A 19,386-nucleotide genomic window follows, 5' to 3' on the forward strand; every position below is an offset into this window, starting at 1 on the left:
TGTCTGGACGGCGTTCGCAGAAGGATTGGAAAACGATCAGCAGGTGGGCAGGTAGGGACTCTCGGGGATCAGGCGCTGCCACTCGCTCTGGCTGAGCGGCCCGCCGGCCCGCACGCACACCTCGGCCGCCGCCAGCGCGGGATCGACCGGGCTCTCGTTGATCGTGCCATCGCTCTGCACGCCGCGCAGGCGCTTGCCGTCCTGGCTGAAGGCGAGCCCGACGGCGTGCCCGTCCATCCTGGCCTGGCCGACCTCGCGCATCGAGGCCGTGTCCCACAGGCCGATCCGCTCGCCGTCCACCGCGAGCGTCTGGCCGTCGGGTGAGAAGCGCAGCTCCGCCACGGGGGCCGAACCCGGGCGGAACGAGCCCCGCTCCGCGCGCGCGGTCACGTCGTAGAGGGTGACCAGGCCGTCGCTCAGCCCGTAGGCCAGGGTGCCGCCGTCGGGGGAGAAGGCCAGCGCGCTCGGCGGGCGCTGCCCGAGCGGGGTGAGCCCACCGCCGTTCAGGTCGAGCAGCATGGAGCCGACCGCGAGGGTGCGGTCGTCGGGGCTGAAGGCCATCGCCAGGTCGCCCGGCCCCTCGTAGGCCCTGATGCGGCGCTGCTTGCCGACGTCCCAGGTCTCCAGGGTCCTGCCGCGGGAGGTGGCCAGCTTCGTGCCGTCGCGGGACAGCGCCACGGACAGCACGTCGCCCCCGGCCTCGATGGTGGCCAGCCGCTTGCCGGTGGACACCTCCCACACCGTGACCGGGTCTCCGGAGACCGCCAGGCGCTTGCCTGCGGCGTCGAAGGCCAGCTCGCCCGCGGCCTGGATCTGCCCGAGCGGCTTGCGCCCCGCCGCGTCCACCAGCGTGATCGCCCCGTCGACCTCGGTCGCGGCGACCCGCCCGTCGTCGCTCAGCGCGGCCTCGGTGCTGGAGTAGGCCTCCACGGCGGTGGCGACGTGGAACCCGGACAGGTCGAGCGTGACCACGGAGCCGTGGCCGCTCAGGTAGCGCAGGCTCCGCCCGTCGCCGGAGAAGGCGTAGCCGCGCTCGGGATCGCGCAGCGGGAACGTGCCGAGCAGGTGCCTGTCGGCCAGCCGCCACAGGTGGACGGTGCCGTCCACGGGTAAGGCGAGCAGGCTCCCGTCGGGGCTGAACAGCGGGGCCTCGCTCGAGGTGTCGGGGATGGTCTGCGTGCCGTCCTCGCCGCTCAGCGTGATCCCGCGCCCGCCCATCACCGCGATCCGCGCGCCGTCAGGGCTGAAGGCCACGATCGGGGCTCCTGAGTCCTCGGTGGTGACCGGTTCGACGTGGATCGTGCGGATCCTGGCGCCGCGGCGCAGGTCCCACACTTCGACGTGGCCGTCGAGCGCCGACAGGGCGGCGCGGGTGCCGTCGGGGGAGACGGCCACCTGCCTGCCGGTCGACTCCACCAGCGGGCGCGCGTCCGCCGCGGCGTACAGCCTGGTCCGCGCGTCGCTGGAGACCGTCAGGACCTTGCCGCCCGCGTACAGCGCCGGCTCGCCCGCCGGGCGTCCCGCGCCGACGCCCTGGCCGGTGGACACCTCCACGAGCCGCCCGTCGGCGGTGGCCGCGATCCGCCCGTCGTCGCTGACGGCCGCGGTGCCCGCGGGCAGCGAATGGGTGGCCGGTTTGCGGCCCGCCGCCAGGTCCCAGGTGGTGACGCTGCCCACCGACCAGCGCGTCAGCGTGTCGCCGCTGAGCCGGTAGGAGGCCCGCGCGTCCGGCTCGGGATCGGAGAAGACGCCCAGCTCGGGCTGGACCAGCGAGTGCTGCACCGCGGCCCGCGCCTCGAACACCGGCGACAGCTTCCACGCCGCCACGCTCAGCCGCATCGCCGCCTGCGGGTCCGAGGACCGTATCGCCTCCGCCCGCGCCGCCACGGCCCGCGCGTTGGCCTGCGCGAGCTGCCGCTCCAGGTCGCGCTGCCCGTGTACGGCCAGCGCCGTGACGGACACCGCGATCGCCGTCACCGCCGCCAGACCCGCCAGCGCCAGCCCGCGGATCCTGGCCCGGCGCCTGGCCCGCTCCGCGCGCCGGTCGGCCGCCCAGGCCCGCAGCCGCGGCCAGGCCAGGAACAGCGCGCCGCTGGTCGGCGACACCGCCTCGGCGCGGGTGGCCACCAGCTTGCCGAGCGGGGTCTCGACCGGGTCGACGCGGTGGCTGTGCCGTACCAGCAGACCCTCCTCGAGCAGGCGGGCCAGCGTTGCCTCGTCGCCGCGGTTGTCCAGCAGCAGGTCGGGCACGGCCCGCTGCTCGGCGGGGGTGAGGCGGGCGTAGACGTCCTCGGCGACGGCGCCGAGCGGGGGAGGGCCCGCCAGGCCGTCGGGCGGGCGGAGCGTGGCGGCCAGCGCGGCCGCCTCCTTCATGTCGAGCCCGTCGAGCAGCTCCTCGGCGGCGGGCCGCTGCTCGGGGTCCTTGGCCAGTGCCCGCTCCACCAGGGAGCGCAGCGGCTCCTCCAGCGCGTCGAGGTCGGGATCCACGGTCAGCACGCGGTGCATGACCGTGCCCAGGCTCTCGCCGCGGAACGGGTCGGCGCCGGTCGCCGCGTACAGCACGACGGCGCCCCAGGCGAACACGTCGGCGGAGGTGGAGCCCGCCAGGCCGGTGAAGACCTCGGGCGCCAGATACGTCCTGGTCCCGCCGGCGGGATCCGCCGTGGCCAGGCCGAAGTCGATGACCTTGGGCCCGTCGGCGGCCAGCAGCACGCTCTCCGGCTTCAGGTCGCGGTGCGCGATGCCCGCCCCGTGCAGCGTGGCCAGCGCCCCCGCCAGCCCGGTCGCCAGCGCCCGCAGCTGCTCGCCGCGGTAGGGCCCGTGCCGCTCGACCGCCTGCCGCAGGTGCGGGCCGTTGACGAACTCGCTCACCACGTACGGCGGAGCCGCGTCCAGCCGTACCTCCACCACCCGGACCGTGCAGCAGGGAGCCAGCTGGGACAGGGACTCGGGGACTTCACCGGCGATCCCGGCGTGCAGCACCTTCAGCGCGAAACGCCGCCCGTCGGCGTCATAGGCGTCGTAGACGACCCCTTGAGCGCCCGCTCCGAGCCGACCTGCCAGCCAGTAGCCGCCAAGCCGCTCGGGGTCGCCGGGCACCAAGCGCATCGTCACTGATGCTTAGATGCTCCGAACGGCTGATTGGTTGCGCCCGATAACGTCACAGGTCCCTCGCGCGCCTCGAGGGACCCGTGCGTCATGATCATTATGCCAGCGCCCAGTCGGTGCGCAGGACGGCCATGACGATCTCGTCGGCCCACTCGCCGTCCCACAGCAGCGCGTCGCGGAGCACGCCCTCCCTGGTGAAGCCCACTTTCTCGTAGACGTGGACGGCGCGCGGGTTGAAGGCGTAGACGCCCAGGCTGATGCGATGCAGCGGCGTGGTGCGGAAGGCGTGGTCGACGACCAGGCGGAGCGCCTCGGTGCCGTAGCCCTTGCTCGCCCGGTCGCTGAGGAGCGCGACGCGCAGGTTGCACGACAGGTTGTCGGTGTCGAGCTTGTTGAGCACGACCTCGCCCACGTACTCCCCGTCCACGAGGACGGCCAGGTCCAGCCGGTCGGGGTGGTCACCGCGGGTGGCGTACCACTGCTCGGCGACGCCGGGTTCGAAGGCGGCCTGCGAACCGGTCAGCCGGGCGACCTCGGGATCGGACAGCAGCTTCTCCAGCCCGGCGACGTGCTCGGGACCGACCGGACACAGGGTGACCCGCTCACCGGCGAGCGTGGGCTTGTTCGCGAACATGCGTCACTGGTTAGCAGCCTCGGTGATGCGGCGGCAAGCGATTTCCGGCGTGCTCGCCGCCATGTCGAGTACCAGGTCGGCGACTTCCCGCAGGTAGGCGCCGCGCCTGGCGCGCATCGCGGCCGGTGTGAAGCCGGGCCGGTGAGCGCCCGACTTCATCCGTTCGGCCAGCACGCCGTCGGGCGCGTCGAGCCAGACCACGAACGCGTCGTGCAGCGCCTCGCGGACCCGCGGGTCCTCCACGGTGCTCGCGGCCGCCGCGATCACCTTCGGCTCGCCGTCGAGCGCGTCGAGGACGTGCGCGGCCTCCCGCTCGTGCAGGACGTCGGCGCCCACGCTCGCGGCCATCTCGGCCGCGCTCGCGCCGTACCTGGCCTGGAGATACGGGTCGCTGTCGGTGAAGGGCAGGCCGAGCGCCCTGCTGACCAGCCGGCCGACCGTGGTCTTGCCGGAGCCCATGAGCCCGATCACCACGATGGGTTTGTTTTTCGCCATAGGGATAGAGGTTCCTGATGCTAAGGAGGGAGTTCTGATGACAATCGCCGGAAGCATCATCCTCATCATGCTCGGCGCCATCCTCACCTGGGCGGTCGAGTTCGACCTCGCCGGCGTCGACATCAACGTCGTAGGCGTCATCCTCATGCTCGGCGGCCTGGCGGGGCTGGCCTTCGGTATCTACCGCATCCGCATGGCCCGCCGGGCCACCCCCATTGTCGAGGAGCCGCTCGAGGTCTACGAAGAGCGACGCCGATACGGCGAGCCCCCGCTGTAGACCTAGAGCAGCCGCCGGACGGCGGCGACGATGGCTGTCCTGTCGATCCCGGCGTCGGCCAGCTGCTCGGCCGGGGTGGCCGAGCCGGGCAGCCGGTCGACCGCCAGCTTCACCACTCGCGGCCCGAGTTCGGCGACCGCGCCGAGAACCGCGTCCCCCAGCCCGCCCTCGGGCCAGTGGTCCTCCACCGTGATGAGGTTGCCCGTCGTGGTGGCCGCCTCGGTCAGCGTGGCCGCGTCGACCGGCTTGACCGAGTACAGGTCGATCACGCCCACCGGCACTCCCTCGCCCGCCAGCTCGTCGGCCGCGGCCAGCGCCTCGGGCACGGTCACCCCGGCCGCCACGACGGTGGCCCGGTCCCTGTCCGAGCGCCGCAGCACCCGCGAGCCGCCCACGGGGAACTCCTCGCCGGCCTCGTAGATGACCGGCGTGTTCCCGCGCGTGGTCCGCAGGTAGGCGATGCCCGGGATGTCGGCCATCGCCGCGGTCAGCGCCGCGCACTGGTTGGCGTCGCACGGGTAGAGCACCGTGCTGCCGTAGGTGGCCCGCAGCATCGCCAGGTCCTCCAGCGCCATCTGCGACGGACCGTCCTCGCCGATCGCGACGCCGGCGTGCGAGCCGACCAGCCTGATGTCGGCCCCGCTCACCGCGGCCATCCTGATGAAGTCGTGCGCCCTGGTCAGGAACGCCGCGAACGTCGCCGCGTAGGGCACCCAGCCGCACACCTGCAGGCCCACGGCCGCCGCGACCAGTTGCTGCTCGGCGATGTAGCACTCCACGAAGCGCTCGGGGAAGGCCTCGGCGAACTCCTGCAGCTTGGTCGAGTCGGCCACCTCGCCGTCAAGCGCGACCACGTCGCCCCTGGCCTCGCCCAGCGCCCTGAGCGCGTCACCGAAGGCGTTCCTGGTCGCCACCTCGTCGCCGACCTTGTACTCGGGCAGCCGCAGCGTCCCGTCAGGGAAGCGGTACGGCTTCCTGCCCTCGTCCGGCTTCTGGACGCGCACCGTCTCGTGCTGGTCGCCGCCGAGCTCCTCGACGGCCCTGCCCGGCTCCTTCAGCGGCTTGCCGTGCTTGCCCTCGCGGTTCTCCACCTCCGAGGCGCCCGCGCCCTTGCGCGTCTTGGCCAGGATGACCGTCGGCCTGCCCCTGGTGCCCGCCGCGTCGGTCAGCGCGTAGTCGATCTGGCCGGGGTCGTGGCCGTCGATCTCGATCGTGTGCCAGCCGAACGCGCCGAACCTGCGCGCGTAGGCGCCGGTGTCCCAGCCGTGCCTGGTCGGGCCGCGCTGCCCCAGCCGGTTCACGTCCACGATCGCGACCAGGTGCGCCAGGCCCTCGGCGCCGGCGGCCTCGGCCGCCTCCCAGATCGACCCCTCGGCCAGCTCGCTGTCACCGCAGAGCACCCAGACCCGGTACGGCATGCGTTCGAGCCGCCCGGCCAGCGCCACCCCCACGCCGATCGGCAGCCCCTGCCCCAGCGATCCCGTCGCCACGTCCACCCAGGGCAGGCGCGGCGTCGGATGCCCCTCCAGCCGGGAGCCGCGCTTCCTGAACGTCATCAGCTCCTCGTCGGTGATCGCGCCCGCGGCCTTGTACAGCGAGTACAGCAGCGGCGACGCGTGCCCCTTGGAGAAGATCAGGTGATCGTTGGCCGGGTCGTCGGGCCGGTCGAAGTCGTAGCGCAGGTGATTGGCGAACAGCACCGCCATCAGGTCGGCGGCCGACATGGACGAGGTGGGGTGCCCGGAGCCCGCCGCCTCGGCGCACCGCACGGAATCCACACGCAGCTGGTCGGCCAGCCGGCTCAGGTACTGGATGTCCCGCTCTGTCATCTTGACCTCCTCTATCCCTCCCTGCCCGCCTACCCTTTCCTCAGCCCTTAAGCCCGACTTCCTTTCCTCGGCCCTTGCTTTGGACCGCGGTGCCCCGACAACCAGGCGCCGTAGCGGCGGAAAGCGGCACCGACTCGCCGGAGGCGCCGGTCGCGGGCCCTCAGCCGGAGTACGGCGGGCGGCCGGTGGCGGTGGCTCGCCGTACAGGAAGGACCTACGCGAGCAGGGAGAGGCGGTCTTCGCTCAGGAGGCGTTCGATGACGAGGGTGGCGGCGCCGAGGGCGACGGCGTCGGGGCCGAGGCGGCCGAGGGTGATGTCGGTCGACTCGTACGGCGGCGCGAGCGTGCTGGATGCCGTGGCGGCGCGGATCCGGTCGAGGTAGCGGGGCCCGAGCATGAGGCCCGCCCAGCCGCCGATGACGATGCGCGAGGGGTTGAACAGGTGGATCAGGTTGGACAGCCCGATCCCGAGCAGGTCGGCCGTCTCGTCGAGCACGGGGGAGTCGGTGGCCACGAGGGCGGCCAGGGCGGCCTCCTCGTCGGCCGAGTCGGCGCTGATGCCCGCCCGCTCCAGGATGGCCTCGGCGCCCACGTACGCCTCCAGGCAGCCGTGGCCGCCGCACCGGCAGGGCCGCCCGCCACCGACGATCTTGATGTGGCCGATCTCGCCGGCCGCCCTGCTCGCCCCGCGGAAGATCTTGCCGTCGATGACGATCGTGCCGCCGACGCCCGATCCCATCAGCACGATGATCGCGTCGCCCGCCCCGCGTCCCGAGCCGAACCAGAGCTCGGCCTGGCCCATGGTCTTGGCGCCGTTGTCCACGTGCAGCGGCAGCGGGGTGCCCGCCCGCAGCATCGTGCCGAGCGGCACCGCCTCCCACCCGAACGTCGCGGCCCGCACCAGCGCCTCGGGCCCCGCCTCGACGATGCCGGGCACGCCCACGCCCACGCCGAGCACCTGCGACGGTGACACCCCGCTGTCGGCGATCACCTGGTCGACGCCCGTCAGGATGTGCCTGGCCACCAGTTCGGGGTCGTGCCTGGCCGATCGGAGCGCGTAAAGCGCGCGGGCCAGCTCCTTCATCTCCAGGTCGAACAGCTCCACCCTGACCTGCGTCTCGCCCACGTCCACGCCGATCGCGAAGCCGTAGGAGGGGTTGACGCGCAGCAGGACCCGCGGCCGCCCGCCGTCGGAGTCGACCTGGCCGGCCTCGACCACGATGCCGTCGCCGAGCAGGTCGCCGGTCATCGTGCTGACCGTGGCGGGCGACAGGCCGGTCGCCGCGCACAGGTCGTTGCGGCTGGCGGGGCCGCCGAAGAACAGCGACTGCAGCAGCATCGCGCTGTTGCCGCGGCGCACGTCCTTCACAGTCTTCCTGGCCATCGTCCCCTCCTTCCAGATCATCGTATTTCAGGGGGCCCATGACTTTTTTCGAACCTTACATTATGGTCTGGGCAATCCCCCCGACGAGGAGTACGAGATGATCCGAGGAATCGCTGCCGTCGTGGCGCTCGTGGTCGGTCTCACCGCCTGTGGCGGTGGCAAGAGCTCGGATGCCAAGACCCTGACCTACTGGATGTACCAGGATCGGACTCCGCAGGCCGGGCAGGTCATCGAGAAGATCCGCAAGGACTTCGAGAAGGCCAACCCGGGAGTCACGGTCAAGCTCATCAAGATCCCCAAGGACGACTACAACACCAAGCTCGGCAGCGCCCTGGCCAGCGGCGGCGCGCCGGACGCCGGGATACTCGACCAGCCGCTGGTCTCCAAGTTCGCCCTCGACGGCACCATCAAGCCGGCCCAGAACGTCGACGAGAGCGCCTTCTACAAGGGCGCGCTCGACACCAACCGGGCCAGCGGCAAGCTGTACGGCCTGCCCGTCGACCAGACCGGCGTCGCGCTCTTCTACAACAAGAAGCTGGTGCCCACGCCGCCGAAAACCTGGGAGGAGCTCAAGCAGACCGCCGAGCGCGTCCACCAGGCCAACCCCGACATCGCCGGCATGAACGTGCCCAAGGGCGACGGCTACGGCGCCTGGATGTGGCCCGGCGTGGTGGCGGGCAACGGCGGCCAGCTGGTCGACGAGCAGAACAAGAAGATCCTCTTCGACCAGCCCAAGGCCGTGGAGGCGCTGCAGCTCTGGGTCGACCTGATGAAGTACTCGCCCCGCAAGATCACCGACTCCGACAAGCCCTTCGAGAACGGCAGGGCCGCGATGGAGATCTCCGGCCCCTGGGACGTGCCCACCATCCACGAGCAGTTCCCCGACCTGGACTTCGGCGTGGCGCCGCTGCCGTACAACACCGAGCCCGCGGGCAACATCGGCGGCGAGAACTCCGTCGTGTTCAGCACCAGCAAGAACGCCGACCTGGCCTGGAAGTGGCTGGGCTACCTCACCGACGCCGAGCACAACGGCCCGCTGGCCGACGCGCTCGGCGGCTTCCCCGTCAACCTCAAGGCCCAGGTCGTGGCCGGCGGCCCCGAGCAGGCCGCGTTCCTGGCCCAGCTCAAGGTGGCGCACGCCAGGCCCGCGGTCCCGCAGTGGATCCAGGTCAACGACGAGATCATCGCCCCGGCGCTGGAGTCGGCGCTGACCGGCAAGACCACCGCCCAGCAGGCTCTCAGCGACGCGGCCGCCAAGACGCGCTCGCTGCTGGGCTGGAACGGCTGACATGGCGGCACCGGTGATCACCGAGCGGGCGGCCGTCACGGTCGCCCGCCGGCTCGGGGCGCGACGCCGCGACCACCTCATCGGCTGGCTGCTCGTGGCGCCCGCGCTGGTCTACTTCGTGGTCTTCCTGCTCTATCCGGCGCTGTCGGCGCTCTACTACAGCTTCACCGACTGGAACCTGCGCTCGCCGGCCTCCTGGGTGGGCCTGGGCAACTACGCCGACCTGCTCTTCGACGACGTCAAGTACCCGCACTTCTGGAAGGCCGTGCGCGTCACCCTGCAGTACACCCTGCTGGCCGTGCCGCTCACCCTGGTCTCCGCGCTGGTCCAGGCGCTCCTGATCAACGCGGTACGGCGGGGCTCGAACGTGTTCCGCCTGCTCCTGTTCCTGCCCGTGGTCACCGCCGAGGCCGCCGTCGGCGCGATCTGGCGCTGGCTCTACGACCCGCAGTACGGGCTGATCAACGCCGTGCTCGGCCTGTTCGGCATCCCCGGGCAGAACTGGCTCAACACCCCTTCGCTCGTCATTCCCGCGCTGGCGTTCATCGCGGCCTGGCAGTGCGGGATCTCGATGATCATCTACCTGGCGGGGCTGAAGGGGATCCCTTCGTCGATCACCGAGGCAGCGATCATCGACGGGGCGGGACCGTGGCAGCGGTTCTGGCGGGTGACGTTCCCCATGCTCCGGCCGACCACGTTCTACTTGCTGGTCACCGGCGTCATCGCGGCGCTGCAGGTGTTCGGCCTGGTGTACGTGATCTTCTCGGGGGCCGGCCGGAGCGTCACGGGCGGGCCCGAGCAGGCGGGGCTCACCTATGTGCTGCACCTGTACCTGTTCGCGTTCCGCTACGACGCGATGGGAGCCGCCTGCGCGATGTCGTTCATCCTGCTCGTGTTCATCATGATCGTCACGGCGCTGCAGTTCCGCTTCGTCAAGCAGGAGGCGTCGTGAGGAAGGCGTCGATCTACGTCGCGCTGGTCCTGCTGTCGGCCGTCTCGGTGGTGCCGTTCCTGTGGATGCTGGCCACCTCCGTCAAGCACGGCCAGGACATCTACACCAAGGTGCCGCAGCTGCTGCCCCTCGACCGCAAGACCGGCGAGTGGGCGGGCACGCTCGACAACTACTCCTACGTGCTCGACATCGGCGGGCTCGGCAACGCCTTCGTCAACAGCGTGTGGGTCTGCCTCATCCTGGTGCCCGCCAAGCTGCTGATCGACGCGCTGGCCGCCTACGCCTTCGCCAGGGTGCCGTTCCCCGGGCGGGACAAGCTGTTCGTGATCATGCTGGCCGGGATGATGGTGCCCACGATCACGCTGCTCGTGCCGCGGCTGCACGTCACGCAGGCGCTGGGCATGTTCGACTCCGGGTGGGGGCTGATCGTGCCCAACATCGCCTCGGTGCTGGACATCTTCCTGCTGCGGCAGTTCTTCCTGTCGATCCCGGCCGAGCTGGAGGAGGCCGCGCTGATCGACGGGGCCGGGCGGCTGCAGGTGTTCTGGCGGATCGTGCTGCCCCTGTCCAAGCCGGTGCTGGCCGTGGTGACGATCACCAGCTTCCTCTACCACTGGAACGACCTGGTGTGGCCGCTCGTGGTCACCAACGACCCCGACCTGTACACGCTGCCGCTGGCGTTGCAGCAGCTCGTGGCAAGCCCCGACGGCGGCCGCGCCTACTACATCATGGCGGGCGCGACGCTCGCCGTCCTGCCCGTCATCGGGGTGCTGCTGATCTTCCAGCGGCGCATCCTGCAGGGCATCGCCTTCACCGGTCTCAAGGCCTAGGAGCTTGTGCATGGAGTTCGTCAGTGGGGTGGCGGTCGTCGACGGCCGGCCTCAGGTGCTCGTCACCGCCGACTACCCCTACTACCGCGACGACCCGGCGGTGTGGGCGGATCGGCTGCGTGCCGTACGGGACGAGCTGGGGATATCGGTGATCACCAGCTACGTGCCGTGGCGGCACCACCAGCCCGCGCCCGACCGGCCGCCCGCGTTCGGCGACGTCCTGGACTACCTGGAGCTCTGCGACTCGCTCGGGCTGACGGTGATCGCCAAGCCGGGGCCGTTCGTGCACGCCGAACTGGATTACGGCGGGCTGCCCGACTGGGTGGACCCCGCGGCCGACCCGGACATCGAGCCGCTGCTCGACGTCCACGGCGAGCCGTCGCGCTGGATGGGCAGGGCGCTGCCGGCGCCGCTGGGGCCCGCGTTCCTGGGCAAGGTCACGCAGTGGCTGTCGGCGGTGGGCAAGGAGATCGGCGACCGCGTGGCGGGCTGGCAGATCGCCAACGAGGGCGTCTACACCAACGGCGCGCTGCCGCTCACCGCCTACGACTACAGCCCCTCCGGCCTGGCCCTCTTCCGCTCGCTGTACGGCAACGAGAATCCGCCCTCGGGACCCGACTGGGGGCGCTTCCACGCCGCCTACCTCGCCACGGTCTACCGGACGTGGGCCGACGCGCTGGGGACCTCGCTACCCGTGGTGGTCAACCTCAACCCGCCCACCATCGAGGAGCTCGACGACTGGCTGGCGCGGGTGCGGCCCGCCTCGTGGGACGGGATCACCTACGGGTTCACCAACTGGATGGGCGTGGTGTCGGCCGATCCCTCCGCGCAGGCCAGGTACGTGATCGCCGCCAAGCGGGCGCCCGGGCCGAACCTGGAGGAGAACTGGGGGTTCGCCACACTCTACGACGCCGCGTACGCCGACGGGGCCACCAGCTTCCACCAGTCGCTGCTCGCGCTGGCGGCGGGGGCGACCGGGTTCAATGTGTACACGGGGGTCGCGACCTCGACGTGGTCGGCGTCGCTGGATTCCGTGCACGCTCCGCCGTACCCGGACAGGGCGCCCATCGGGCCCGACGGGCTGCCTACGGAGAAGGCGCCGGTGGTGCGGGCGCTGGCGGACTTCTTCGCCGTGCACGGCGAAGAGTTCCTGGCCTGCGAGCCCGCCCGCGCGGCGGCGTTCGGCCTGTACGCGCCGCTGGCCGCCTCAGGCGGTCTGGGCGAGGCCCTGCTGTCCTTCCACGCGGAGATGCGGTCGCTCGGCTGCGACTACGCCCTCGTGGACCTGGAGACCTCCCCGGCCCTGGACGGCTTCCCCGTCGTGGTCGTGCCTCCCGGGTTGCCCGAGGCCGTCCGGCCATCAGGGGCGAGAGAGTTGGACGGTGCGCTGACACTCTCTGAGATCTGTCAGCCCACGGTTGTCGTCACACGTGGTGACGCCGACGCCTACTGGCGTGCCGACGCCTCCGTGGCCTACCTGATCGTCCTGGTCCAGGACTCGAACACCGGCCCCGTCACGGTGTCGACCCCGCTCGGTGACGTGGAACTCGTCTGCGCCCGCGGCGGCGCCGCCGTGGTCCGCCTGGTGAACGGCTACCTGGACGACGTCGTCATCAAGGGCACCAACGCCCACCTGGACTCCTACGAGACAGCCTCGATCACCTTCGCCAACGAACACCTCACCGCCCCCGCCCCTGCCGACCTCATCGTCATCCACACCCGTTGAACGGCGAGCGGGCCGGAACCGATCTCCCGGCCCGCGATCCCTAAACGTGAAAGATGCTGATGCCGCCCGGCCCGATCAGGAATCCGAGGACGATCAGCACGATCCCCCAGAGCAGGTCGCGCCGGGCCAGGATCACGTAGATCCCGGAGATGACGAGGATTACCGCGATGATCCAGAGCAATGTAGCCATGAGAACGCCACTGCCCTGGGAGAGCCCGCCTTAACTAAGAGCCCTGCAACCGCTCGTCAAGCGGCCGTCAGTGACGCGTCAACCGTCATGAAGACCGTAGAGGCATGCGAACCAGGACGGACAGGCTCTACGAGATCGACGGGCTGCGACTGCTGGCCGCGCTGTGCGTGGTCTTCTTCCACTACACCTTCTCCAGCTGGGTCGGTGGCACCACCACGGTGGCCTTCTCGGCCGAGAGTGGTTGGTCGAAGTACGGCTACCTGGGCGTCGACCTGTTCTTCCTGATCAGCGGGTTCGTCGTGCTGATGAGCGCGTGGGGCAGGAGCCCGCGGGCGTTCATGGTGTCGCGGATCTCGCGGCTGTATCCGGCCTACTGGGTGGGGATCGGGCTGACCGTGCTGGTCACCGTGACGCTGGGCGCTGGGTTGTTCAAGGTGACGCCGCCGCAGGTCCTGATGAACCTGACGATGTTCCAGGCGGTGCCCGACGTGGCCAACGTGGACGTCGTGTACTGGACGCTGTGGGCGGAGATGCGCTTCTACCTGCTGATCCTGGTGCTCACCTGGATCGGGACCACGCGTAACCGGGTCATGATCGGGCTGTGGGCCTGGTTCGGGCTGACGGTGCTGGCCGAGACCGGGTTCCTGCCCCACGCCGCCGACCTGCTGATCCAGTCGGAGTTCTCGCACTACTTCATCGCGGGGATGGCGCTGTTCCTGCTCTACAAGTTCGGGATCGACCGGCAGATCGCGCTGCTGGTGCCGCTTTGCCTGGGCAACGCCGTCTTCCGCGCCATCGGTTACGCCGACGCGGTCGGGCGGCGGTACTCGGTGGGCTACTCCCACGCGGTCATCGTGGCGGTGGTCGTGGTCATCTTCCTGGTCATGACGCTGGTGGCGCTGCGCGTGACCCGCTTCGCCGCCAAGCCGTGGATGGTCACCGCGGGCGCGCTGACCTACCCCCTCTACCTGCTGCACGCCCACATCGGCTTCATCCTGATCAACAGGGTGGGCGACGCGGTCGACAAGCACGTGCTGCTCTACGGCACGATCGCGCTGATGTGCGCGGCCGCCTACGCGGCGCACCGCTTCGTCGAGCGGCCCGTCGCGCCGCTGATCAAGCGCTGGGCCGCCCCGCGACCAGATCTTGGAAAGCGTGTTTGGCCCGCTCGATCGGCTCGCGGTAGCGCTGTTCCCGCCATGCGGCCCGCGCCAGCTTCCGAGAGCCTTCCCGGTAACGCCACCGTGCCCATGGCGATCCAGGGCGCGCCAGCCGGATGGCACCGATCAACGCCAGCGGCGTGAGGTAGAGGCCGATCAGCCCGGTCCACACCTTGCCCTTGAGCAGGCAGACCGAGGCGAAGATCAGGTTCGTCAGCACGGTCAGGGTGCCGTTCAGCACGGATTCGTCGAACGCGTCGATCGCCAGCGGGCTCACCCCCACCAGCGCCAGCCCGGTCAGCGCCCCCGCCATGAACACCGTGTCGACCGAGAGCCTGCCCCGCTTGGCCCAGTAGACGTCGTCCAGGTGCAGCACCAGCGCGAACTCGTCGAGCACCAGCGCCGTCCCCACGCCCAGCACGCCCGCGGCCAGCGCCGCCACCCAGGACCGCGGATCCTGTACGGCCAGGCCGCCGATCCCGCCCAGGCACATGAGCACCATGCCGAAGACCACGTGATGGATGTGCAGCCCACCGGGCGTGACATTACCCGGCCACCACTTCACCTGCTTCCTGATCATGCGCACGCTGAATCGAATGAACAGGAATGTCGCCAGAAACATCACGAAAAAGCAGAAGAGCCGGAGCCGCCCCCCTCCGATGATTTCTGCGGCGAACCAGTGGCTCATGATCCGACTTTGCCAGCCGTATGCACAAGTGCTGGTCAAGTACGGATAACTGCGGATTACAACCGGCTGCCAACTGCGGACAGCGCCCGGAAATTGTGGCAGCATCCGCGCCGTGAGCACTTCCCCCGAATGGGCTCCGCCCGGCGTGGATCCGACCAGGCCGAGCGTCGCCCGCGTGCACGACGCGCTGCTCGGCGGGACCGAGAACTACGCGGCCGACAGGGCCGTGGCCAGGAGACTGAGGACGGCCGTGCCCGAGGTGGTGGAGCTCGTCTGGTGCAACCGCGCCTTCATCGGGCGGGTGGTCGACTTCCTGGTACGCGAGGCGGGGATCCGGCAGATCATCGACCTGGGCGCCGGGCTGCCGACGATCGAGAACACCCACGAGGTCGCCCAGTTCGCCGCGCCCGGCACCCGCGTCGTCTACGTGGACGTCGACCCGATGGTCGAGCTGCACGCGCGGCAGTTGCTGCGGGACACCGGGAACGCCGTCGCGGTCACCGCCGACGCCCGCGACGTGGACGCGGTGCTCGGCCATCCCGCGCTGGTGCGGGTCATCGACTTCTCCCGCCCGGTGGCGGTGCTGGCGATCGGGCTGCTGCACCTGTTCTCCGACAGGGACGACCCGCACGGCCTGGTCAGGCAGTACATGGAGGTGCTGCCGCCCGGCAGCCACCTGGCGGTCTCCAACATGATGGCCGCGCCGAACCCGCAGGCCAAGGCGCTGGAGGCGATGCTGCTCGCCACGATGGGCACCGGCCACTTCCGATCCCGCGAGGCCATCGAGCGCTACTTCGACGGGCTGGAGCTGGTCGAGCCGGGCGTGGTGCACCTGCCCGAGTGGCGTCCCGACCGGCCGACCGCCCCGCTCGCTCCCTGGGAGCGCCTGCTGCTGGGCGGCGTCGGCCGCAAACCCTAGCCGCGCCGGGTGGCCGAGGTGACGCGCTTGAGGATGCGGTCCCACTCGGTGCCGAACGGGTTGTCCTGCACCAGGTAGGTCCAGGTGGCCGTGGGCCGGTTCAGGTCCGGCTCCGGGGCCTCGAAGGACTCCACCGAGCGGCGCTCCACCTCGGCGAGCAGCGCCTTGTACTCGGCCACGGCCTCCCTGTGGAACTCGTCGATCGGGCTCATCCTGCCCAGCGCCCGCAGGTGGATGCCCTCGCGCAGGTCGGTCAGGAACGCCAGGTGCTCGGTCCAGCAGCGGTCGATCGCGTGCAGCACGATCTGCCTGGCCGTCTCGTCCCTGGTGTCCTCCGGCAGCTCCGCCCAGCGCTCGGGATGGGCCTCGGCCAGCGCCTCGGCGGCGGCGTCGCTGTGCAGGACCTTGTCGCGCCACTCCAGGATGAGCTCGCGCTGGTGCTCGAGCAGGCGGGTGTAGCGCCAGGTGTTGCGGTGGATCTCCAGGTTGACGCCCTCGGCCACGCGCTGGGCGTGACCGACCAGGTAGGCGCCGCGGCGGTGCCGTACGATCCCGTCGGGGTCGGCGGCGGGCGGGCGCTCGTCGGGGATGAACTGGGTGATCAGGTCGTCCTGCATGCTGACGAAGAAGACCGAACCGCCGGGGTCGCCCTGGCGGCCCGCGCGGCCGCGCAACTGGTCGTCCAGGCGGCTGCTGGCGTGGCGGCCCGAGCCGATCACGTAGAGTCCGCCGGTCTCGGCCACGCCCTCGCCGAGGCGGATGTCGGTGCCGCGGCCGGCCATCTGGGTGGAGACCGTGATCGCGTCCTTCTCGCCCGCCTTGGCGATGATCGCGGCCTCTTCCGCGTCGTTCTTGGCGTTGAGCACGACCGGCTCCATGCCGCGACGCTGCAGGAGCTTGGCCAGGTTCTCGGACTCGGCGACGTCGAGTGTGCCGATGAGGATGGGGCGGCCGGTGGCGTGGACGGCCTGGATCTCCTCGACCAGGGCCGCGTCCTTGTCGGGGACCGTGGGGTAGATGCGGTCGGGCTCGTCCTCGCGCACGCACGGCCTGTTGGGCGGGATCACGGCCACCTTCAGGCCGTAGAACTCGCCGAGCTGCTCGCTCACGGCGACGGCCGTGCCCGTCATGCCTGAGATTTCGGGGTATCGGCGGATGAGGCCCTGGACGGTGATGGAGTCCAGGATCTCCCCCTTCTCGCTCGGCGGGAGGGCCTCCTTGGCCTCGACCGCCGCCTGCAGGCCGTCCGGCCAGCGCTGCAGCAGCGCGACCCGGCCGCGGCTGGGGTTGATGAGCTGGACCTTGCCGTCGCGCACGATGTAGTCGACGTCCTTGGCCAGCAGGGCGTGCGCGTGCAGGGCCAGGTTCAGCTCGGTCAGCGTGCCCGGGTCGTGCTCGTCGTAGAGCTCGACGCCGAGGAGGTTCTCCACGCTGTCGGCGCCCTTGGGGGTCAGGTAGACGTTGCGCGCCTGCTCGTCGATCTCGTAGTGGTAGCCGCGGACCAGGGTCCGCACCAGCGCCGCCATCTCCGGTACCGCCGTGCCCGCGTCGGAGGCGCCGGCCATCACCAGCGGCACCCTGGCCTCGTCCACCAGCACCGAGTCGGCCTCGTCGATCAGCGCGACCTCCGGCTGGGGCACGATGATCTCGGCCGGGTCCGTCCGCAGCCTGTCGCGCAGCACGTCGAAGCCGATCTCGCTGACCGGGCCGTACAGGACGTCCTTCTGGTAGGCCTCGCGCCGCTCGTCCGGGCTCGAGTTCTGGCCGATCCAGCCGACCGACACGCCGAGCGCCTCGTACAGCGGTGCCATCCACTCCGCGTCGCGCCTGGCCAGGTAGTCGTTGACCGACATGACGTGCACGCGCTTGCCCTGCAGCGCGTACCCGGCCGCGGCCATCGCGCCCGACAGGGTCTTGCCCTCGCCGGTCGCCATCTCGGCGACCTTCCCGTCGAGCAGCGCCAGCGTGCCGAGCAACTGCACGTCGTAGGGCCGCAGGCCCAGGGTCCTGTCGGCCGCCTCGCGCGCCACGGCACAGAACTCGGCCAGGTCGTCCATCGCGGGTTCCGGGAGCTCCTCGAGCTTCCTGATCCGGTCGGCCCGCTCGTTGGCGGACCTGACGACCTTCTTGTACGGGGTCAGGTTCACGCCCCCTGGACGGTCCAGGAGGCTCCTGACAATTCCGGAAATCGAGGCCACAGTTCCTCCAACGCGCGCTCTGTCGGCACCGTTCCCCTGATGCCCCGTTTTGATGAGCTCCGGTACGGCAGGCGCCGCCGTACCGGACCTTAACTCATAAGACGCCCTGCCTCACCCGTCGGCGCGTGCGGTCAGCACCGCGACCGCGGCGAGCAGGCAGGCGCAGCCCACCCAGGCGAGCGCGGACAGCCGCTCGCCGAACACCACCACGCCCAGCACAGCGGCCCCCACGGCTTCACCGAGCGAGATGATCGACACGGTGGTGGCGCGCAACGCCGTCAGCGCACGGAAGAACAGCCCGTACGCCAGGGCCGTCGGGACCGCGCCGAGGTAGATCAGCAGCCCGGCGGACATGGCGCTGAACCGCGGCACGAGCCCGTCGACCAGCGCGAACGGCAGCAGGCACGCCGCCGCGACGACGAACCCGCCGACGGCCGTGCCGGCCGGGTCGCCGCGGAAGCGCCTGGACAGCAGGGTGACACCCGCGTACCCGGCGGCGGCCAGCAGCGCGAGCCCGATCCCGCCCAGCTGTCCTGTCGCCTTCTGGGCCGCGGGGGCGGTGAGGAGGACGAGACCGGTCAGCGCGCCCACCAGGGCGAGCGAGCCGGCCCGGCCCAGGCGCTCGCCGAGGAGGACGCGGCCGCCCAGTGCGGTGAACACCGGTGTGGCACCCATCGTCACCACGGTCGCCACCGCCACGCCCGACAGGGCGATCGCCCCGAAGTAGGCGGTCTGGTAGACGGCCATCCCGGCTCCGACCACGAGAACCAGCGGGCCCCGGACCCGCGTGACCCGGGTGACCAGGGCCAGGAAGACGGCGCCGAGCAGGTAGCGCCAGAACGAGACGCCGACGGCGTTCAGGCCGCCGGTCTGGAACAGCAGGGATCCCGCGGCTCCGCCGGTGCCCCACGCGGCAGCGGCGACGGATACGTAGACGGCGCCCCGGCGCACGGACACATGCGTCATGAAAGCTTCTCCGAGAGATGGTTGGGATTCGGCCCGTCTCGCGGGCAGCAACCATCCCCGGATCGCCTGGACCCGGTTACGTCAGGATCGGCCGCCCGCTAGCGGGCGGCGGGCGGAGAGCAGATCAGAAACCGGGACATGCGCCCCAACCTACCGTTTCGGCCCACACACTCTCGACCTGTTTCCTGGGGGAAGCTAGTCGCCGACGACGCCGTCGACGCGTTCGCGGATGAGGTCGGCGTGGCCGTTGTGCCGGGCGTACTCCTCGATCATGTGCACCAGGACCCAGCGGTGCGTCACGTCCTCGCCGTTGCGCTGACGCTTGCCGATCGCCTCCATGGGCAGGGCGGCCGACAGCTTCCTGGCGATCTCGACCTCCTCCTGCCACACCGCGAAGGCCTCCTCGGCCGAGGCCGTGTCCACGTCGTCGAAGTCGGCGTCCTGCCGGGTGTCCTTGCCCCACAGGCGCGGAATGTCCTCGTCGTTGAGCACGTGCCGGAACCAGGCCCGCTCCACGTGCGCCATGTGCCGCAGCAGGCCGAGCAGCGACAGCGTGGACGGCGGAGCCGAACGCTCCCTGAGCTGCTCCTCGGTCAGCCCCTCGCACTTCATGATGAGCGTCCCACGGTGCCATTCGAGCCAGTTGTTCAGCATCGTCCGCTCGTCCCCGGCGTAAGGCGGCGGCACGCGATTGTCGGTCATGCCGCGCAAGTTATCGCATCCACCTGCTTTCTTCGGATAC

Annotated in this window: 16 protein-coding genes and 1 pseudogene; 7 read left to right on the forward strand and 10 right to left on the reverse strand. The window is 70.9% G+C overall.

Translation table 11 applies throughout. The features are described from left to right. Positions 1–36: 36 nt before the first annotated feature. From KIK09_RS23525 to KIK09_RS23535, 3 genes are all read right to left on the reverse strand, one after another. Positions 37–3,108: a serine/threonine-protein kinase gene (locus KIK09_RS23525; RefSeq protein WP_214321426.1), complete on the reverse strand. Its 3,072-nt coding sequence runs from the start codon at positions 3,106–3,108 to the stop codon at positions 37–39. A gap of 97 nt (positions 3,109–3,205) precedes the next feature. Then, the gene (locus KIK09_RS23530) at positions 3,206–3,742 is read right to left on the reverse strand and encodes a GNAT family N-acetyltransferase (RefSeq protein ID WP_214321427.1); all 537 of its coding nucleotides are present in this window, start codon (positions 3,740–3,742) and stop codon (positions 3,206–3,208) included. A gap of 3 nt (positions 3,743–3,745) precedes the next feature. Then, a complete protein-coding gene (locus KIK09_RS23535; protein WP_250573561.1) occupies positions 3,746–4,237 on the reverse strand; it encodes a shikimate kinase in 492 nt (163 codons plus the stop codon). A 37-nt stretch (positions 4,238–4,274) separates the two neighbouring features. On the opposite strand from KIK09_RS23535, the gene KIK09_RS23540 reads away from it, so the two are divergent. After that, entirely contained in the window at positions 4,275–4,514 is a 240-nt protein-coding gene (locus KIK09_RS23540) for a hypothetical protein (protein WP_214321428.1), read from the forward strand. A 2-nt stretch (positions 4,515–4,516) separates the two neighbouring features. Here KIK09_RS23540 and KIK09_RS23545 read toward each other — a convergent pair whose 3' ends face one another. Both KIK09_RS23545 and KIK09_RS23550 read right to left on the reverse strand, forming a co-directional pair. Beyond that, positions 4,517–6,343 carry a transketolase gene (locus KIK09_RS23545; protein WP_214321429.1) on the reverse strand — a complete coding sequence of 609 codons (1,827 nt, stop codon included), beginning with the start codon at positions 6,341–6,343 and terminating at the stop codon, positions 4,517–4,519. A 214-nt stretch (positions 6,344–6,557) separates the two neighbouring features. Next, on the reverse strand, positions 6,558–7,727 hold the full coding sequence (locus tag KIK09_RS23550; RefSeq protein ID WP_214321430.1) for an ROK family transcriptional regulator: 1,170 nt from the start codon (positions 7,725–7,727) through the stop codon (positions 6,558–6,560). Positions 7,728–7,824: 97 nt separating this feature from the next. Between KIK09_RS23550 and KIK09_RS23555 the strand changes: the two genes are divergently transcribed. The 4 genes from KIK09_RS23555 to KIK09_RS23570 are packed head-to-tail and all read left to right on the forward strand — an operon-like array spanning position 7,825 to position 12,523. Further along, positions 7,825–9,015 carry an ABC transporter substrate-binding protein gene (locus KIK09_RS23555; protein ID WP_214321431.1) on the forward strand — a complete coding sequence of 397 codons (1,191 nt, stop codon included), beginning with the start codon at positions 7,825–7,827 and terminating at the stop codon, positions 9,013–9,015. 1 nt (position 9,016) lies between these two features. Further along, positions 9,017–9,967: a carbohydrate ABC transporter permease gene (locus KIK09_RS23560; RefSeq protein WP_214321432.1), complete on the forward strand. Its 951-nt coding sequence runs from the start codon at positions 9,017–9,019 to the stop codon at positions 9,965–9,967. Next, positions 9,964–10,797, forward strand: a complete 834-nt coding sequence (locus KIK09_RS59360; RefSeq protein ID WP_214321433.1) for a carbohydrate ABC transporter permease — start codon at positions 9,964–9,966, stop codon at positions 10,795–10,797. Before KIK09_RS23560 ends, KIK09_RS59360 begins: the two co-directional genes overlap by 4 nt. 10 nt (positions 10,798–10,807) lie before the next feature. Further along, positions 10,808–12,523 carry a beta-galactosidase gene (locus KIK09_RS23570; protein WP_214321434.1) on the forward strand — a complete coding sequence of 572 codons (1,716 nt, stop codon included), beginning with the start codon at positions 10,808–10,810 and terminating at the stop codon, positions 12,521–12,523. 40 nt (positions 12,524–12,563) lie between these two features. Here KIK09_RS23570 and KIK09_RS23575 read toward each other — a convergent pair whose 3' ends face one another. After that, a complete protein-coding gene (locus KIK09_RS23575) occupies positions 12,564–12,713 on the reverse strand; it encodes a GPGG-motif small membrane protein (protein ID WP_214321435.1) in 150 nt (49 codons plus the stop codon). A 104-nt stretch (positions 12,714–12,817) separates the two neighbouring features. Between KIK09_RS23575 and KIK09_RS57950 the strand changes: the two are divergent. Continuing rightward, positions 12,818–13,765 (forward strand): annotated as a pseudogene (locus KIK09_RS57950) (acyltransferase family protein); the annotation flags it as partial. A gap of 64 nt (positions 13,766–13,829) precedes the next feature. Here KIK09_RS57950 and KIK09_RS23580 read toward each other — a convergent pair. Beyond that, a complete protein-coding gene (locus KIK09_RS23580; RefSeq protein WP_214321436.1) occupies positions 13,830–14,561 on the reverse strand; it encodes a hypothetical protein in 732 nt (243 codons plus the stop codon). Positions 14,562–14,673: 112 nt separating this feature from the next. Between KIK09_RS23580 and KIK09_RS23585 the strand changes: the two genes are divergently transcribed. Next, positions 14,674–15,480 carry an SAM-dependent methyltransferase gene (locus KIK09_RS23585; RefSeq protein ID WP_214321437.1) on the forward strand — a complete coding sequence of 269 codons (807 nt, stop codon included), beginning with the start codon at positions 14,674–14,676 and terminating at the stop codon, positions 15,478–15,480. Here the strand turns inward: KIK09_RS23585 and secA2 are convergent. From secA2 to KIK09_RS23600, 3 genes are all read right to left on the reverse strand, one after another. Then, positions 15,477–17,627, reverse strand: coding sequence for an accessory Sec system translocase SecA2 (gene secA2, locus KIK09_RS23590; protein ID WP_308164251.1), 2,151 nt, complete (start codon positions 17,625–17,627; stop codon positions 15,477–15,479). The two genes, KIK09_RS23585 and secA2, sit on opposite strands and share 4 nt — an antisense overlap. A gap of 162 nt (positions 17,628–17,789) precedes the next feature. Then, positions 17,790–18,644 (reverse strand): DMT family transporter, encoded by an 855-nt coding sequence (locus KIK09_RS23595; RefSeq protein ID WP_214321438.1) that lies wholly within the window; start codon positions 18,642–18,644, stop codon positions 17,790–17,792. A 195-nt stretch (positions 18,645–18,839) separates the two neighbouring features. Beyond that, positions 18,840–19,346 (reverse strand): DinB family protein, encoded by a 507-nt coding sequence (locus KIK09_RS23600; RefSeq protein ID WP_214321439.1) that lies wholly within the window; start codon positions 19,344–19,346, stop codon positions 18,840–18,842. Positions 19,347–19,386: the final 40 nt, after the last annotated feature.

This window comes from Nonomuraea sediminis, assembly GCF_018531495.1.
Taxonomy (GTDB): Bacteria; Actinomycetota; Actinomycetes; order Streptosporangiales; family Streptosporangiaceae; genus Nonomuraea; species Nonomuraea sediminis.

Bases quoted from the DNA above. Each gene is read 5' to 3' on its own strand.
- KIK09_RS23525 (WP_214321426.1), bottom strand. From the start codon at position 3,108: ATGCGCTTGGTGCCCGGCGACCCCGAGCGGCTTGGCGGCTACTGGCTG.
- KIK09_RS23530 (WP_214321427.1), bottom strand. From the start codon at position 3,742: ATGTTCGCGAACAAGCCCACGCTCGCCGGTGAGCGGGTCACCCTGTGT.
- KIK09_RS23535 (WP_250573561.1), bottom strand. From the start codon at position 4,237: ATGGCGAAAAACAAACCCATCGTGGTGATCGGGCTCATGGGCTCCGGC.
- KIK09_RS23540 (WP_214321428.1), top strand. From the start codon at position 4,275: ATGACAATCGCCGGAAGCATCATCCTCATCATGCTCGGCGCCATCCTC.
- KIK09_RS23545 (WP_214321429.1), bottom strand. From the start codon at position 6,343: ATGACAGAGCGGGACATCCAGTACCTGAGCCGGCTGGCCGACCAGCTG.
- KIK09_RS23550 (WP_214321430.1), bottom strand. From the start codon at position 7,727: ATGGCCAGGAAGACTGTGAAGGACGTGCGCCGCGGCAACAGCGCGATG.
- KIK09_RS23555 (WP_214321431.1), top strand. From the start codon at position 7,825: ATGATCCGAGGAATCGCTGCCGTCGTGGCGCTCGTGGTCGGTCTCACC.
- KIK09_RS23560 (WP_214321432.1), top strand. From the start codon at position 9,017: ATGGCGGCACCGGTGATCACCGAGCGGGCGGCCGTCACGGTCGCCCGC.
- KIK09_RS23570 (WP_214321434.1), top strand. From the start codon at position 10,808: ATGGAGTTCGTCAGTGGGGTGGCGGTCGTCGACGGCCGGCCTCAGGTG.
- KIK09_RS23575 (WP_214321435.1), bottom strand. From the start codon at position 12,713: ATGGCTACATTGCTCTGGATCATCGCGGTAATCCTCGTCATCTCCGGG.
- KIK09_RS23580 (WP_214321436.1), bottom strand. From the start codon at position 14,561: ATGAGCCACTGGTTCGCCGCAGAAATCATCGGAGGGGGGCGGCTCCGG.
- KIK09_RS23595 (WP_214321438.1), bottom strand. From the start codon at position 18,644: ATGACGCATGTGTCCGTGCGCCGGGGCGCCGTCTACGTATCCGTCGCC.
- KIK09_RS23600 (WP_214321439.1), bottom strand. From the start codon at position 19,346: ATGACCGACAATCGCGTGCCGCCGCCTTACGCCGGGGACGAGCGGACG.